This is a genomic window from Nocardiopsis halophila DSM 44494 (assembly GCF_000341245.1).
In the GTDB taxonomy this organism is placed as follows: Bacteria; Actinomycetota; Actinomycetes; order Streptosporangiales; family Streptosporangiaceae; genus Nocardiopsis_A; species Nocardiopsis_A halophila.
The window spans coordinates 60,825-74,791 of record NZ_ANAD01000201.1; the positions used below are offsets into that span (position 1 = coordinate 60,825).

The window sequence follows — 13,967 nt, forward strand, 5'->3', positions numbered from 1 at the left end:
GCGACACTACCGGCGGGGCTCGAAGCGGACGAAGGGGAGGCGGCGCCCCGCCTCCCGGAAGTCGGCCTCACTCCCATCGACGCGGAACCCCATGAAGCCCGCCAGCGCTCTGGCCGAGCGCGCATGGCGGCGCGCATAGCGGACCATCGCCTCGGCCCCCTCTTCGGCCCTGAGAGGGCGTGCGGTCACCCGCATGCGCTTGGCGCCCACCTGGATGACGGCTTTGGGCTCCGCGAGCAGGTTCCGGTACCAGTCCGAACGGGGGCCGAACCCGGAGCACACCGTGTAGGTGCCCTGCGGGGCGTCCCGGTCCACCACTTCGACGACCGTACGGCGCACGAGCCCCGAACGGCGCCCGATGTGGCTGAGCATCAGGAAGCGCCCGCCCATGAGCCACCCGAGGTTCCACCGGTACAGGTGGGTCGGGGCGCGGAACAGAGCCTTCGACAGGCCCGTCGGCCGCTTCGGCTTGCCGGTCTCCTCCATGGCCCCTCCCCTGCGTGCCTCTGCGCGCCTTGGGCGGGAGGGTACCGGTCCGTCCCCGTCATCCCTTGGAGGCGGCGTCAGTGGCCGCGTCAGTGGCGGCGTCGGTGGTGGAGGAGCCGATGGCNCGCTCAGGAACGCGACCGCTCGGTGGGGAACTCGGCCCAGGTGGCCATCGCGCCCGTGCCGTCGTGGGGGGCGCGGCCCCATTCGCTGCTCAGGGCGGCGGCCAGGAACAGTCCCCGGCCGTCGGGGCGGCTCAGCGTCGGGGCGAGCACCCGCGCGGCGGTCGCCGGGCGGTCGGCGCAGGCCCCCTGGTCCACCACGGTCAACCGCACCGGGGCCCCGTAGCCGCCGGTGAGCTCCACGTCCACCACACCTCCCGGCCCGCCGGAGGCGGTGTGCCGGACGGCGTTGCCGAAGAACTCGCTGACGACCACCTCGACCGCGTCGGCGGCGTCGGGAAAGGGCCGCATCACCGAACGCGCCCACAGGCGGGCCTCACGGCACTGCTCGGGCACGCCGGGGAAGGTCCGGCGCGCATCCAGCGCCGGGGGGTCGCCGACCATGGACGCGGCGTCTCCGGTCTCGTTCATCAGGCCACCGCCGGGGGCACGCCGCCGCGCCGGGGCAGAGCGGGCGGCCGGTTCGGAACGGCTCCGCGCCGCCGTGCGCGCCTGGCGGTGCGGGACGGTGCGGGACCCTGTGCAGCCGGACGATATCGGACTCCCCACCCCGAGACCACTGCAGGGCCGATAGCGGCCGGAAGGCGTTCCCCGGCCGCCCCACCCGCCCCTGTGGGCCCCGCGGCCTACCGGGCCCGGCGCGCCCCTCCGACCGGCCCGCGGTCCAGGAGCGAGGTGACCTTCACGCGTGTGCTGTCGATCCACACGTCCGAGTACTCCACCGCGTGCCCCCGGCGCGTGTAGGTCACCTGCTCCAGGTAGAGCACGGGGGCGCCGGGCTCCAGGCCCAGCGCTTCGGCGGCCTCGTCGCGCGCGGGCTCGGCGCTGAAGGAGCGGCGCCCCTCGGTGATGTCCAGTCCGTAGCGCTGTTCGAGGGTGCCGAACAGCGACTCCCGGGAGAAGTCGACCCCTTCGATCTCCGGGCACAGGTCCGCCCGCACATAGTTCACTAGGTAGGCGAGCGGCCCCTCGTCCCCATGGAAGACGCGGACCAGGCGCAGCCCGGGGGTGTTGGCCTCCGCGCCGAGGAGTGCCTGGACGGTCAGCGGCAGGCGCACCAGGCGCGCGTCCACGACCTCGGCCCGCACCTCGATGCCCTGGTCACGGAAGTCCTCCGACAGCGAGCGCAGCCGCTGGGCGATGGAGGGCTCGGCCTTGCCGGAGGTGACGAAGGTGCCGCGGCCGCGGGTCTGCACCAGCAGGCCCTCGTCGGTGAGCGCCGCCAGCGCCTTGCGCACCGTCCCCCGGTTCACGCCGAGCTCGCGGGCGAGGGCGGGTTCGGCGGGGAGCTTGAAGTGCGGCGGCCACGCCCCGCTCGCGATGCGCTCGCGCACCGCCCGGGCGATCTGCACGTTCAGCGGCTCGGGTGCACCGCGGGAGACCGCCCCGGCCAGTCCCGTACCGCCCCCGGCGGCGTCCAAGCCGTCCACTTCATCCCTCCGTGTCCCACTTTCGCCCCTCGGCACCCTACCGACACACGGTCCGACGACCGGCCGCTCACCCCCTCAGACGCGGTCAGTACGCCCCCGAGCCCTCGCCCCCGCTGACGATGGCCACACCGGAGCTGGTGCCGAGCAGGGAGGCACCGGCCTCCAGCAGCGCGCGCGCCTGCCCCCGGGTCTTGATGCCCCCGGAGGCCTTGACCTTCACCCCTTCACGCACCCGGGCGGCCAGGTAGGCCACGCTGTCGGGCTCGGCCACCTCGACGGCGCCACTGCTGGCGTTCTTCAGGTAGGCGGCGCCCGCGTCCATGGCCAGTTCCACGGCGCGCTCGCGCTCGGCGGGTGTCAGCAGCGGCAGCTCCAGCATGACCTTGACCGGGACGCCGGCGGCGACCACTCCGGCGATGTCGTCGTGGAACTCCTTCTCCATGCCGCTGCGCAGCCAGCCGATCTGCACCCCCATGTCGATCTGCCCGCCGCCCGCGGCGGCGATGGCGCGCGCTTCGGCGGCCTTGCCCTCGGACGTCATGACGCCGACGGTCGGGAAGTCGAGCGCGGAGGCCACGGCGATCCCCGTGCCCTTGAGGACCTCGGAGGCCAGGCGGGTCCAGGACGCCGGGATCATCGCGGCGTTGAAGCCGTAGCGCGCCGCCTCTTCACAATGGGCGACGATGTCGTCCCGCGTCAGGCCGGCGTCGATGGCGGTGTGCTGGATGTAGGGCGCCAGGGAGGCGGCGTCGGTCGCGGTGGCCTGTGCGTCGGTCATGGTCCTTCTCCTCGTTCGTGGGGCCTCGCCTCGTCGGCGGACGGGGCCCGGCGGCGGTGCTCTCTTCAGCCGAGCCCTCTTCAGCCGATGAGGGCGTCGATGTCCGCGGGACGCCCGAGCCCCGGCAGCGCCTCGTGGCGGGGGGCGGCGGAANGGCCGCGTCGAGCGCGAACCCGGCGCACACGGCGGCGGCGAGGGCCGCGTTGAAGGCGTCCCCCGCGCCGGTGGTGTCGGCGACGCACGTCGGTCGCACGGCGGGCACCCGGGTGCGCGTCCGCCCGTCGTCGGCCCACGCCCCTTCGGCGCCGCAGGTCAGCACGGTGGCGGCGGAGGGGAACCGGACGCGCAGCGCGTCCAGGAGCCGCTCGGGCCCGGCCTCCTCCCCCAGGCCGGTGAGCAGGCGCGCCTCGCCGAGGTTGGGGGTGAGGTAGCCGACGAGGGCGGCGTCGGCGTCGGACAGGTCGCGGGCGGGGGCGGGGTTGAGCAGGGCGGGGGTGCCGACGCGGTGCGCGGTGCGCAGGGCGGCCGAGACGGTCGCGGCGGGGATCTCGTTGCACGTCATCATCAGGTCCGCCTCGGCGATGCGTCCGGCGAAGCCCTCGACGTGCTCCGGGCGCAGCTCGTCCAGCGCACCGGGGGCGATGACGATGCGGTTCTCCCCGTCGCCTTCGACGAGGATCACCCCGACCATGGTGGCCGCCCGCGCGGTGACCACGGAGCGCGCGTCCACGCCCTCGGCGCACCACAGGTCCCGTGCCTCGTCCCCGAAGGCGTCCGGGCCGATGGCCGTCAGGAGGGACACGTCGGCGCCGAGCCGGGCCGCTCCGATGGCCTGGTTCGACCCTTTTCCACCGGGCCCGGAGGCGAACACGCCGCCGCCGAGGGTCTCCCCGGGGTCCGGCATCCGGGGCGTGCGCATGGTCAGGCCCGCGCCGTAGCTGCCGACGACCGCGATCCGCATACTCTCACCCGATCTTCACGAGGGGGGTAGACATCTCTATACATTTGTACCCCATGCACGGTGTCCACTTCCACGCGCCGTTCCACCGATATGACCGATTGACGCACGTCAGATCCGTGGCATAGCGTGCTCTGGCGACGCGCGGACGGGAGGCGGCGGCCGGTCGGCCCCCGGAGGGCGCAGTCGACAAAGGATGGACAAATCGCGCTCCCGGAGGGGTCAATGCCCGTTCCCCTGATCATCGACACCGACACCGCACAGGACGACTGCGTCGCACTGCTCGCCGGCCTCCTGGACCCGGAGGCCGACCTGCGCGCGATCACGATGGTGGCCGGGAACGTCGGGTTCGAGCGCCAGGTGCGCAACGCCTACCTGACCCTCAGCGCCGCCGGACGCCTCGGCGAGGTCCCCATCCACCTGGGCTGCCGCCGCCCGATGGTGCGCCCCTGGGTGAGCGCCGAGGACGTGCACGGCGACGGGGCGGGCGGCCTGACCATGGACGACGCCGATCTGTCCCCCGAGGACGAGCACGCCGTGGACGCCCTGGTGCGGCTGGCCGCCGAGCACCCGGGCGAGCTGTCCATCGTGGCGATCGGCCCGCTCACCAACATCGCGACGGCCGTGGTGAAGGACCCGCGCTTCGCCGAGAACGTCAAGGCGCTCTACGTCATGGGCGGGTCCAACAACGGGCGGGGCAACATCACCGCCGCCGCCGAGTTCAACTTCTACGTCGACCCGGAGGCGGCCAAGACGGTCTTCGCCGCCGGCTTCGACGTCACCGTCGTGCCCTGGGACCCGCTCACCCTGCGCCAGGCCGTGTTCGGGGAGGAGCGGCTGGAGGAGATCGCGGCGCTGGGCACCCCGCTGTCGGACTTCTTCACCCGGGTGTGCGCGGCGACGCTGGAGTTCGACCGCAGCGTCGGCATCGACGGCACCACCCACCCCGACTCGCTCACCGCCGCCGTGCTGCTCCACCCCGGCCTGGTGCGCGCCTCGTCCCGGTACCACGTGGACGTGGAGACCGCGGGCGAGCTGACCCGCGGCTACTCCGCGATGTCGTGGGGCGTCCACGGCCTGGAGCCCAACGCCGAGGTGGTCGAGGAGATCGACGCCGAGGGGTTCTACGCCTACATCAAGGACCTGCTGTCCACCCCGACCACCCCGTCGCGGGAGATCCGCGCCCCGCAGTAGCGCGGGGAGCGCTAGGGGGCCGTCGGCAGCGCGCGCTTGTGCGCGGTGGCCCGGTAGCGCGCCACGAGGGCCTCCTCGACACGGGCGTCGACGGGGAGGCCCTCCAGGAAGTCGTCGATCTGGTCGTAAGTGAGGCCGAGCGCCTCCTCGTCGGGCTTCTGCGGGCTCAGCGACTCCAGGTCGGCCGTGGGGGTCTTGTCCACGATGTCCGCCGGCGCGCCCAGCTCGGCGGCGACCGCGCGGACGCGCCGCTTGGTCAGCCCGGTGAGCGGCACCAGGTCGGCGGCTCCGTCGCCGAACTTGGTGAAGAAGCCGGTCACCGCCTCGGCCGCGTGGTCGGTGCCCACCACCAGGCCGCCGGCCGCCCCGGCGACGGCGTACTGGGCGGCCATCCGCTCGCGCGCCTTGGCGTTGCCGATGACGAAGTCCCGGGCCGAGTCGCCCGCGTAGTCTAGGCCGGCCTTGTCCAGGGCGTCGGCCAGCCCGTCCGTTGCGGGGCGGACGTCGACGGTCAGGATCCTGTCCGGGGCGATGAAGCCCAGCGCGCGCTGGGCGTCGTCCTCGTCGCGCTGCACCCCGTAGGGCAGGCGCATGGCGATGAACTCGGCGTCCCCGCCGCCCTCGCGCACCCGCTCGGCGGCCAGCTGGCACAGCCGCCCGGCGGTGCTGGAGTCGACGCCCCCGCTGATCCCCAGCACCAGCGCGCGGGCGCCGGTGGAGGTCAGCCGCTCGGCGAGGAACGCGACGCGGCGCTCGATCTCCCGGCGCGCGTCGAACTCCGGGGCGACCTCCAGGTCGCGGATGATCTCACTGCGGGCGTCGCTCAGGTCGGGTGCGCTCATGTGGGTCCTCCCCGGGGCTGCGTCTGTCCTCGGAGGATTATCCCGCTCCCGGGCAGGGCACCGGGCATCGGGGCCTGAAGCGGGCCGACAGGGGGCCGGGAGGGGCCGGGGTGCGCCGACGCTCACGCGGCGCGCGTGTACATGCCTTCGATGTCGAAGGGGACCCCCTCGCGGTCGACGGTCACCCGGACGGTGCCCAGGGCCTCATCGCTGATCTCGTAGCACTGGCGTCCCCCGGCCGGCTCCAGGCGGGTGCACCGGCGGGCGATCTTGCGCACCGTCAGGCCGGGAACGTCGACCCACGCCATCGCGATCTCGCGCGCCTCCCCCTTGCGCAGGCCCAGCCTGCGGACGGGGAGGGTCACCGTCAGCGGGGTGCAGGAGGCGCACACGTCCACGCACCCGTCGAGGTCGGGGCGGCGCGTCCCGTCGACGCTCCACTGCGCCCCCGCGCGGCACAGCTCTACCGCCTTCATGCCCTGATCGGTCACGGCCTCAATGCGCGCACGGAGGACCTCCCAGGCCAGGTCCGTGCGCACGGTCAGGCGGCCGCCGAAAGGGCGCTCCCCCGCGGCGGCCTCCGTCGCCTCCAGGCGGAAGCCGTCGCGCTCGGCGATGACCGTGCCCACACCCGTGCCCTCGCCGCCCAAGCGGCGCCATGCAGCGGGATGCTCACACATGCGTCTGTTCTACCGTTCGCCCCCGTTACGCACCAGAACGCCCCCATCACAATGCATGAACGGAGGGCGATCCGGAGATGGGACGCCGAAACGGCGGTGCGCATGCGGAAGGGCCCCGCGCGGACGGTACGCGGGGCCCTTCCTTGTGAGGGGGGCGTGGTCGGATCGGACCGCGCCGTCAGGCGGACGCGGCCTTCTGCTTGGCGCCGCGGTACTCGGCGTCCACGCGGTCGAAGTCCTCGGCCATCCCGTCGGTGGCCTTGGCGAGCCCGTTGAAGACGAAGATCGCCACGACGCTGACCACGACCGCCGGGACCATCGCGTACAGGCCGGTCTCCAGCACCTTCTCGTCCAGGACGTCCCAGATGACCGCGGTGGCGCCGCCGCCGACCATCCCGGCCAGCGCGCCGGTCCAGGTCATCCTCTTCCAGTACAGCGACAGCAGGATCACCGGGCCGAAGCCGGCGCCGAACCCGGCCCAGGCGTAGCCCACCAGGTCCATCACGGTGTTGTTCCCGCTCAGCGCGATCCCGGCGGCGGCCACCGCGACCGCCACGACCGCCAGCCGGCTCACCCACACCAGGGTCAGCGGCGAGGCGTCGCGCTTGAGGAAGGCCCGGTAGCCGTCCTCGGTGAGCGCCGAGGAGGCGACCAGCAGCTGGGAGTCGGCGGTGCTCATCACCGCGGCCAGGATGGCGGCCAGCAGCAGCCCGGCCACCCACGGGTTCATCAGGGCCTGGATGAGCGAGGGGAAGACGTTCTCGGCGTTGTCCAGCTCGCTGTCGAAGCCGAAGTAGGCGACGCCGGCGAAGCCCATGACCACGGCCAGGGTCATCGCCGAGACGGCCCAGGCCACGCTGACCGTACCGGCCCGGGGAACGTCGGCCACCGAGCGGATGCCCATGAAGCGGGCGAGGATGTGCGGCTGGCCGAGGTAGCCGATGCCCCAGGCCAGACCGGAGATGACGACGACCGGGGCGAGGACGGCGCCGGTGTCGAGCGCCCCCTGGCCCTTGAAGCCGCCCAGGACGGAGGAGAGGCCGCCGGTGCCGCGCTCGGCGTCGCCGGTGATCGCGACGATGGCCACGATCGGCACGACGAGCAGCGCGATCCACATCATGACGGCCTGCACGACGTCGGTGTAGCTGACCGCGAGGAACCCGCCCAGGAAGGTGTAGAGAACCACGATCGACACGCCGGCCACGATGGCGACGGCCGAGCTCAGACCGAAGACCTGCTCGAAGAGCCCGCCCATGGCCACCAGGCCGGAGGCGACGTAGAACAGGTAGAAGGCCAGGATGAGCAGGGCCGAGACGCCGCGCAGCAGACCGGTGCGGTCGCCGAAGCGGTTCTCCAGGTAGGAGGAGAGCGTCAGGGAGTCCGACTCGCCGCCGCTGCGGGCGTCGGTGGCGCGCTCGGTGTACACGCGCAGCCGGCCGGCGATGAGGATCCAGCTGCCGGCGAAGCCGAGCGCCAGGCCCACGGCGATCCAGGCCTCTCCCAGGCCCGACAGGTAGATGGCACCGGGCAGCCCCAGCAGGAGCCAGCCGCTGAAGTCGCTGGCGTTCGCGCTCAGGCCGGCGACCCAGCTGTTGAGCCTTCGGCCGCCGAGCACGAAGTCCGACAGCGAAACGGTTCGCTTGTACACCCACAGACCGATCCCCACCATCACCACGAAGTACGCGGCGAAGGTGAGGACGGACGCCAGCAGTGACTGGTCCACGCCTGGCCCCCTTTTCTCCAGCTCAGGATGGTGACGACCACCGCATCCTGTACTCCGCGTCACGTGCGGCGCAATGACCGATATGCACTTCGCCACTCCTTCGAGATACGGCCGTCACATTCGTCCTCCATAGTTGTCCGACCAGCCAGAACATGGCCGAGCGGTTGTCCGATCGCACAGCGCGGACCTGCCTTCTCCCGCTCTGGGCCCTCCCCGTACGCTGGTGCCGCGACGGGAGCCAGGAAGCCGGTGCGAGTCCGGCACGGTCCCGCCACTGTGACCGGGGAGCCGACCCCGCTGGAGGCCACGGCGCGCGAGCGCTGGAAGGCCGGGCGACGCGACGATCCGGGAGTCAGGAGACTGACCCGTCGCGGAACGTTGCCGACCAGGGGCGCGGACCCCGGAGAGGATGCACACGTGCACGGCCCTGCCCTGCCCTTTCCCGGACGCGCCCGGATCCCGGGAGAGGACCGGACGTGCACCTTCGACCCCCGCACGGCGCCCCCGCGCGCCTGATCGCCCTGACCGCGGCCGCCGCAGCACTGGCCGGCTGCGGCACCACCGGCGCCTCCGAGGAGGAGGCCGCCCCCGCAGAGGGCTACCCCGTCACGGTCTCCGAGTGCGACCGCGAGGTGACCGTCGACGCCCCGCCCGAGCGGGCGGTCACCCTGAACCAGCACGCCACCGAGGTGATGCTGGCGCTCGGCCTGGAGGACCGCATGGTCGGCACCGCCTACCTCGACGACGCGGTGCTGCCCGAGTACGAGCAGGCCTACGAGGAGGTCCCGGTCCTGGCCGACGAGTACCCCTCCTTCGAGGACCTGCTCGCCGCCGAGCCCGACTTCGCCTACGCCGGCTACCCCGGCAGCGCCTTCGACGAGGCCGAGGGGCGCGGCCGCGACGCCCTCGAGGACGCGGGCATGACCACCTACGGCAGCCTCGAGCAGTGCGCGGACGAGGTGGGCGTGGAGACCTCGCACCAGGAGATCCGCAACATCGGAGAGCTCTTCGGCGTCGAGGACCGCGCCGAGGAGCTGATCGCCGGGATCGATGAGCGCCTCGCGGAGACGGACTCCCGGATGGAGGGTGTGGAGCCGGTCGACGTGCTGGTGGTGGACAACGTCGACACCACGGTCTTCACCTCCGGCGGCAAGGGGATCGGCACCGACATCATCGAGCGCGCAGGCGGCCGCAACGTCTTCGACGACGTCGACCAGGTGTTCTCCGACGTCTCCATCGAGCAGGCCGCCGACCGCGGGCCCGAGGCCATCGTCTTCTACGACTACGGCTCGATCACGGTCGAGGAGAAGATCCAGGCCGTCAAGGACGACCCCCTGCTCTCGGGCACCGAGGCGGTGCGCGAGGAGCGCTTCGCGGTCCTGCCGCTGTCCTCGGCGGTGGTGGGGGTGCGCATCGGCGACGCCGTCGCCGACGTCGCCGACCAGCTGCACCCGGGCGAGGACGGCTGAGCGTGCGCACCGCGACGGGGCGCCGCCCCGGCCTGCTCCCCCTGCCCCTGGTGCTGGGTCTGCTCGCGGGCGCGCTGCCGGTGGCGGCCACCTTCGGCGTGATCGTCGGCTCGGTGGACGTCTCCTTCGCCGACACCTGGCGCATCACCGCCCACCGCCTGCTGCCCGGGCTGGTCGAACCGGACTGGCCGCGCGCCCACGAGGCGATCGTGGTCACCGCCCGCGCCCCGCGCGTGCTGCTGGCGGCGATGACGGGCGCGGGACTGGCCGGCGTGGGCGCCGTGCTGCAGACCCTGGTGCGCAACCCGCTGGCCGACCCGCTGCTGCTGGGCATCTCCTCGGGGGCGACCCTGGGGGCGGTCCTGGTGGTGATCGGCGGCGTCACGCTCTTCGGCGCCTACTCCATGCCGGCGGCGGCGTTCCTCGGCGCGCTGGGCACGCTCGTGGCCGTGTACCTGCTGGCCCGCACCGGGCGGCGGATGACGGTCACCCGGCTCATCCTGTCCGGGGTGGTCGTGGGCCAGGTGTGCTCGGCCTTTGCGAGCCTGATGATCATGATGTCGGGCGACCCGCACGCCTCGCGGGCCGTCCAGCGCTGGACGCTGGGCGGCCTGGGCGGGACCACCTGGGAGGACCTGCCGCTGGCCGCAGTGGCGGGGGGGGTCGGGGNCCGCCACGCCCGCGCTCAACGTGCTCCAGCTGGGCGAGGAGATGGCGCACGGCATGGGGCTGAGGGTGCACCGGTTCCGCGCGCTGATGTTCGTCGCCACGTCCCTGGCGACGGGGGTGCTCGTCGCCCTCTCAGGGCCGATCGGGTTCGTCGGGCTGATGATGCCGCACATCGCCCGGCTGCTGGTGGGGACGGACCACCGGCGCGCCGTCCCGGTCGCGGTCCTGCTCGGGGCGTCGTTCATGGTCATGGCCGACCTGGCGGCGCGCACGCTCGCCGCGCCCCAGGAGATCCCGGTCGGCATCCTCACCGCCCTGTGCGGGGCGCCCTTCTTCCTGTGGCTGATGCGCCGCGACGCACGCGCGGGCAAGACGATGGGCTGAGCGGACCGGTCGGGGCCCTGGACCGGGGCCGGTGCACCGGAGGAGCGGCTAGGGGACGGCGGCTTCTCCGGTGACCGGGCGCTCGTCGGGCAGGACCAGGAGCAGCAGGGTGCCCAGTACCAGGAAGGCGCCCGGACCGATCACCATCGGGGTCAGGAAGGCCAGGGCGGGGACGCCTCCGGACGCCGCGTGCCCCGGGGCGCCCGCCGCCTCCACGCGCACCCCGGCCATCGCGATGTAGTGCATGGCCGACACCGCGCAGCCCAGCAGCCCGGCCCCCAGCAGCGTGGCCGACAGCGTCCACCGCTTGCCCACGAACCACAGCGCGCCGCCCGAGGCGCCCAGCGCCACCACCGCGGCGCCCGCGACGAACAGCGGCTCATGGGCCATCGCCGCGTCCATCCGCATCGAGGCCATGCCCATGTAGTGCATGGTGAGCATCGCCGTCGCGACCAGCACCCCGCCGACCGGCAGCACGACCAGGCGGCGCCACCGGCGGGCGACCACCACGGCCAGCGCACCGGTCATCACGACCACGGGGACGGCGGCGCTGGCGGCGGTCAGCAGCGGGTCGTAGCGGATCGGGGTGCCGGGGACGCGGAACCCGAGCATCGCGATGAAGTGCATGGACCACACCGCCGCCCCGCCCAGCGAGAGCCCGCCCAGCGCGGTCCATGCCGCCCGGGTCCGGCCCGAGGACGACAGCGCCCGCGAGGCGTACCTGAGGCCGAGGAAGGCCCCCAGCACCGACACCGCGCACGCCACCAGCGGCGTCCACACCCCCTGAGCGAAATGCTCCACCATGCCTGTTTCCCCTCGCGGCCCGCACTACCAGGCCGTTTCCCCCTACCGCAGAACGCCGCAGATCATCGCAACCCGTGCAGCGCACCCGCAATCCCTGCACAGCGGCCGTTCCCGGACAACGGCCGTTCTCCCGCGCTCCATCCGCGGGCCTTCCCGCCGCCCCCTCGCGCCCCTAGCGTTCCCTGGCGGCACCGTCGGAAGGAGCACCACCCGTGTCCCAGCCCAGCCCCCGCCCCCTCTCCCGCCGCGGCCTGTTCGGCGCCGGCGCGGCCGCCACCGGAGGGGCCGCCGCGCTCTCGCTGCTGCCGCCCTCCCTGCGCACCGCGCTCGCCGAGCCCGCACCGCCCGGCGGGGTCGGGCGGATCGAGCACGTGGTCCTGCTCATGCAGGAGAACCGCAGTTTCGACCACTACTTCGGCACCCTGCAGGGGGTGCGGGGGTTCGGCGACCGCAACGCCGTGCGCCTGCCCGACGGGCGGAGCGTGTTCGAGCAGGGGCCGCCCTCCGCACCGGTGCCGCCGTTCGGCGTCCGCGAGGCGGCCGAGCGGCAGCGGGAGGAGCTGCAGTACATCGGCGCCCTCGACCACTCCTGGCACGGCGGGCGCCGCGCGTGGAACCGGGGGCGGATGGACGGCTGGACCGCGGCCAAGACCGCCGCGACCATGGCCCACTACGACCGCCGCGACCTGCCGCTGCAGTTCGAGCTGGCCGACACCTTCACCGTCTGCGACGCCTACCACTCGTCGATCCACACCTCCACCAGCCCCAACCGCAACCACTGGATCAGCGGGTGGACCGGCTTCGAGGCCGACGGGAGCCGGGCGGTCGGCAACGACGCCTACGACGAGGGGCGCCACCCGGGCTACGACTGGACGACCTACCCCGAGCGCCTGCAGGAGGCGGGCGTGAGCTGGCAGGTGTACCAGGAATGGGACAACTTCACCGACAACAACCTCGACTTCTTCGCCCGCTTCAAGGCGATCGCCCGCAAGGCGCTGTCGAAGGCCGGGGACTACAGCGGCCTCACCGAGTTCTACGGAGATCTCGCCGGCCGGCCCGAGGACGAGCGCGAGCGCCTGCTGGAGCTGCTGGAGCAGGGCGTGGAGGCGCTCGGCCGCGATGAGCGCGCGCTGTACGACCGGGGGCTGCGCCGCGGAACGCCGGGGAGCCTCACCGACGCCTTCCGCTCCGACGTCGAGTCCGGACGCCTGCCCCGGGTCAGCTACCTGGTGCCCAGCTCGGCCGAGTCCGAGCACCCCGGCTCCTCCTCGCCCGTGCAGAGCGCCACCCTGACCTACCGCGTCCTCGACGCCCTGGCCTCCTCCCCCGAGGTGTGGGCGAAGACCGCGCTCCTGATCTCCTTCGACGAGAACGACGGGTTCTTCGACCACGTGCCGCCGCCGGTGCCCCCGCCCGGCACCGAGGAGGAGTACTGGGACGGCGCCCCCACCGGCCTGGGCGTCCGCGTGCCCATGCTGGTGGTCTCCCCCTGGAGCGTGGGCGGCTACGTGTGCTCGGAGGTCTTCGACCACACCTCACAGATCCGGTTCCTGGAGCGCGTGACGGGGGTGGGCGAACCCAACATCACGCCGTGGCGGCGCACCGTGTGCGGAGACCTGACCGGCGCGTTCGACTTCACCCGCGGCCGCCCCCAGCCGGCCGTGGAGGAGCCCGGCCCGGTCCCGGAGTTCACCCGGCGCTGGCGGCCGCGGCCTCCGGACCAGGGCACCGTGCCCGCGCAGGAGGAGGGGCGCCGCCCCGCGCGCCCGCTGCCCTACCGGCCCGAGGCCTGGGCCGACCACGACGCCGACGCGGCGGAGGTGGCGGTGGCCGCCTCCAACGCCGGCGGCTCCAGCGTGCACCTCATCCTCTTCGCCTACGCCGGTGAGCTGGACGAGCCGCAGCACCGCGACGTCGGCCCGGGCGCCGACGCGGGCGCGTGGACGGTCCCGGTCCCCGGCGACGCCTACGACCTGCTGCTGGTCGGCCCCAACGGGTTCCGACGCGAGTTCGCCGGGGGCGCTTCGCCCGATGCGGCGGGCAGCGCGGCCCGGGTGGAGGCCCGGACCGAGTCCAAGGGCCGCAGAGTGGTCGTCACACTGGCCAACCGCGGTGAGGAGGAGCTGGTGTACACCGTCTCCCCCGACGCGCACGGCGGGAACGGGGGGCACGGAGAGCACGGGGAGAGGAAGGGCAAGAAGGAGAAGACCGTCCGGGTGTCGCCCGGAGGGCAGCACCGGGAGACCTGGCCTGCGGCGCCGACCCAGGGCTGGTACGACCTGACCGTGACCGTGGAGGGGGACGACGGCTTCCGCCGCCGCTTCGCCGGACACATCGAGAACGGCCGGGAGAGCGTGACCGGCTGATG

At 73.5% G+C, this 13,967-nt stretch carries 13 protein-coding genes, 1 pseudogene and 1 riboswitch; of the genes and pseudogenes, 5 read left to right on the forward strand and 9 right to left on the reverse strand.

The window, feature by feature from the left end:
- Nucleotides 1–6 precede the first annotated feature (6 nt).
- The 5 genes from D450_RS0122925 to D450_RS31035 all read right to left on the reverse strand — a co-directional run bounded on the left by D450_RS0122925 (nt 7) and on the right by D450_RS31035 (nt 3,837).
- Nucleotides 7–486, reverse strand: coding sequence for a nitroreductase family deazaflavin-dependent oxidoreductase (locus D450_RS0122925; protein WP_017540972.1), 480 nt, complete (start codon nt 484–486; stop codon nt 7–9).
- A 128-nt stretch (nt 487–614) separates the two neighbouring features.
- The gene (locus tag D450_RS0122930; RefSeq protein ID WP_017540973.1) at nt 615–1,079 is read right to left on the reverse strand and encodes an ATP-binding protein; all 465 of its coding nucleotides are present in this window, start codon (nt 1,077–1,079) and stop codon (nt 615–617) included.
- A 215-nt stretch (nt 1,080–1,294) separates the two neighbouring features.
- Nucleotides 1,295–2,098, reverse strand: a complete 804-nt coding sequence (locus D450_RS0122935; protein WP_017540974.1) for a GntR family transcriptional regulator — start codon at nt 2,096–2,098, stop codon at nt 1,295–1,297.
- Nucleotides 2,099–2,183: 85 nt separating this feature from the next.
- Nucleotides 2,184–2,876 (reverse strand): deoxyribose-phosphate aldolase, encoded by a 693-nt coding sequence (deoC, locus tag D450_RS0122940; protein ID WP_017540975.1) that lies wholly within the window; start codon nt 2,874–2,876, stop codon nt 2,184–2,186.
- Complete coding sequence (locus D450_RS31035; RefSeq protein ID WP_017540976.1) at nt 2,767–3,837, reverse strand: ribokinase; 1,071 nt, start codon at nt 3,835–3,837, stop codon at nt 2,767–2,769. Before D450_RS31035 ends, deoC begins: the two co-directional genes overlap by 110 nt.
- Before the next feature lie 222 nt (nt 3,838–4,059).
- Between D450_RS31035 and D450_RS0122950 the strand changes: the two genes are divergently transcribed.
- Nucleotides 4,060–5,028, forward strand: coding sequence for a nucleoside hydrolase (locus D450_RS0122950; protein ID WP_017540977.1), 969 nt, complete (start codon nt 4,060–4,062; stop codon nt 5,026–5,028).
- A gap of 11 nt (nt 5,029–5,039) precedes the next feature.
- Here D450_RS0122950 and nadE read toward each other — a convergent pair whose 3' ends face one another.
- The 3 genes from nadE to putP all read right to left on the reverse strand — a co-directional run bounded on the left by nadE (nt 5,040) and on the right by putP (nt 8,273).
- The gene (gene nadE / locus D450_RS0122955) at nt 5,040–5,870 is read right to left on the reverse strand and encodes an ammonia-dependent NAD(+) synthetase (RefSeq protein ID WP_017540978.1); all 831 of its coding nucleotides are present in this window, start codon (nt 5,868–5,870) and stop codon (nt 5,040–5,042) included.
- Between the two features lie 122 nt (nt 5,871–5,992).
- Complete coding sequence (locus D450_RS0122960; protein WP_026128724.1) at nt 5,993–6,550, reverse strand: putative glycolipid-binding domain-containing protein; 558 nt, start codon at nt 6,548–6,550, stop codon at nt 5,993–5,995.
- Nucleotides 6,551–6,728: 178 nt separating this feature from the next.
- Nucleotides 6,729–8,273, reverse strand: a complete 1,545-nt coding sequence (gene putP / locus D450_RS0122965; protein ID WP_017540980.1) for a sodium/proline symporter PutP — start codon at nt 8,271–8,273, stop codon at nt 6,729–6,731.
- Nucleotides 8,274–8,489: 216 nt separating this feature from the next.
- A riboswitch (cobalamin riboswitch) is annotated at nt 8,490–8,656 on the forward strand.
- A gap of 93 nt (nt 8,657–8,749) precedes the next feature.
- Between putP and D450_RS0122970 the strand changes: the two genes are divergently transcribed.
- From D450_RS0122970 to D450_RS35480, 3 genes and pseudogenes are all read left to right on the forward strand, one after another.
- The gene (locus D450_RS0122970) at nt 8,750–9,742 is read left to right on the forward strand and encodes an ABC transporter substrate-binding protein (RefSeq protein ID WP_017540981.1); all 993 of its coding nucleotides are present in this window, start codon (nt 8,750–8,752) and stop codon (nt 9,740–9,742) included.
- Between the two features lie 113 nt (nt 9,743–9,855).
- A pseudogene (locus D450_RS35475) lies at nt 9,856–10,338 on the forward strand (FecCD family ABC transporter permease); the annotation flags it as partial.
- A gap of 94 nt (nt 10,339–10,432) precedes the next feature.
- On the forward strand, nt 10,433–10,795 hold the full coding sequence (locus tag D450_RS35480; protein WP_338037996.1) for a FecCD family ABC transporter permease: 363 nt from the start codon (nt 10,433–10,435) through the stop codon (nt 10,793–10,795).
- 48 nt (nt 10,796–10,843) lie between these two features.
- Here D450_RS35480 and D450_RS0122985 read toward each other — a convergent pair whose 3' ends face one another.
- Nucleotides 10,844–11,599, reverse strand: coding sequence for an MHYT domain-containing protein (locus tag D450_RS0122985; RefSeq protein ID WP_017540984.1), 756 nt, complete (start codon nt 11,597–11,599; stop codon nt 10,844–10,846).
- 212 nt (nt 11,600–11,811) lie between these two features.
- Here D450_RS0122985 and D450_RS0122990 point away from each other — a divergent pair, with 212 nt between their 5' ends.
- On the forward strand, nt 11,812–13,965 hold the full coding sequence (locus tag D450_RS0122990; protein WP_017540985.1) for a phosphocholine-specific phospholipase C: 2,154 nt from the start codon (nt 11,812–11,814) through the stop codon (nt 13,963–13,965).
- Nucleotides 13,966–13,967 lie beyond the last annotated feature (2 nt).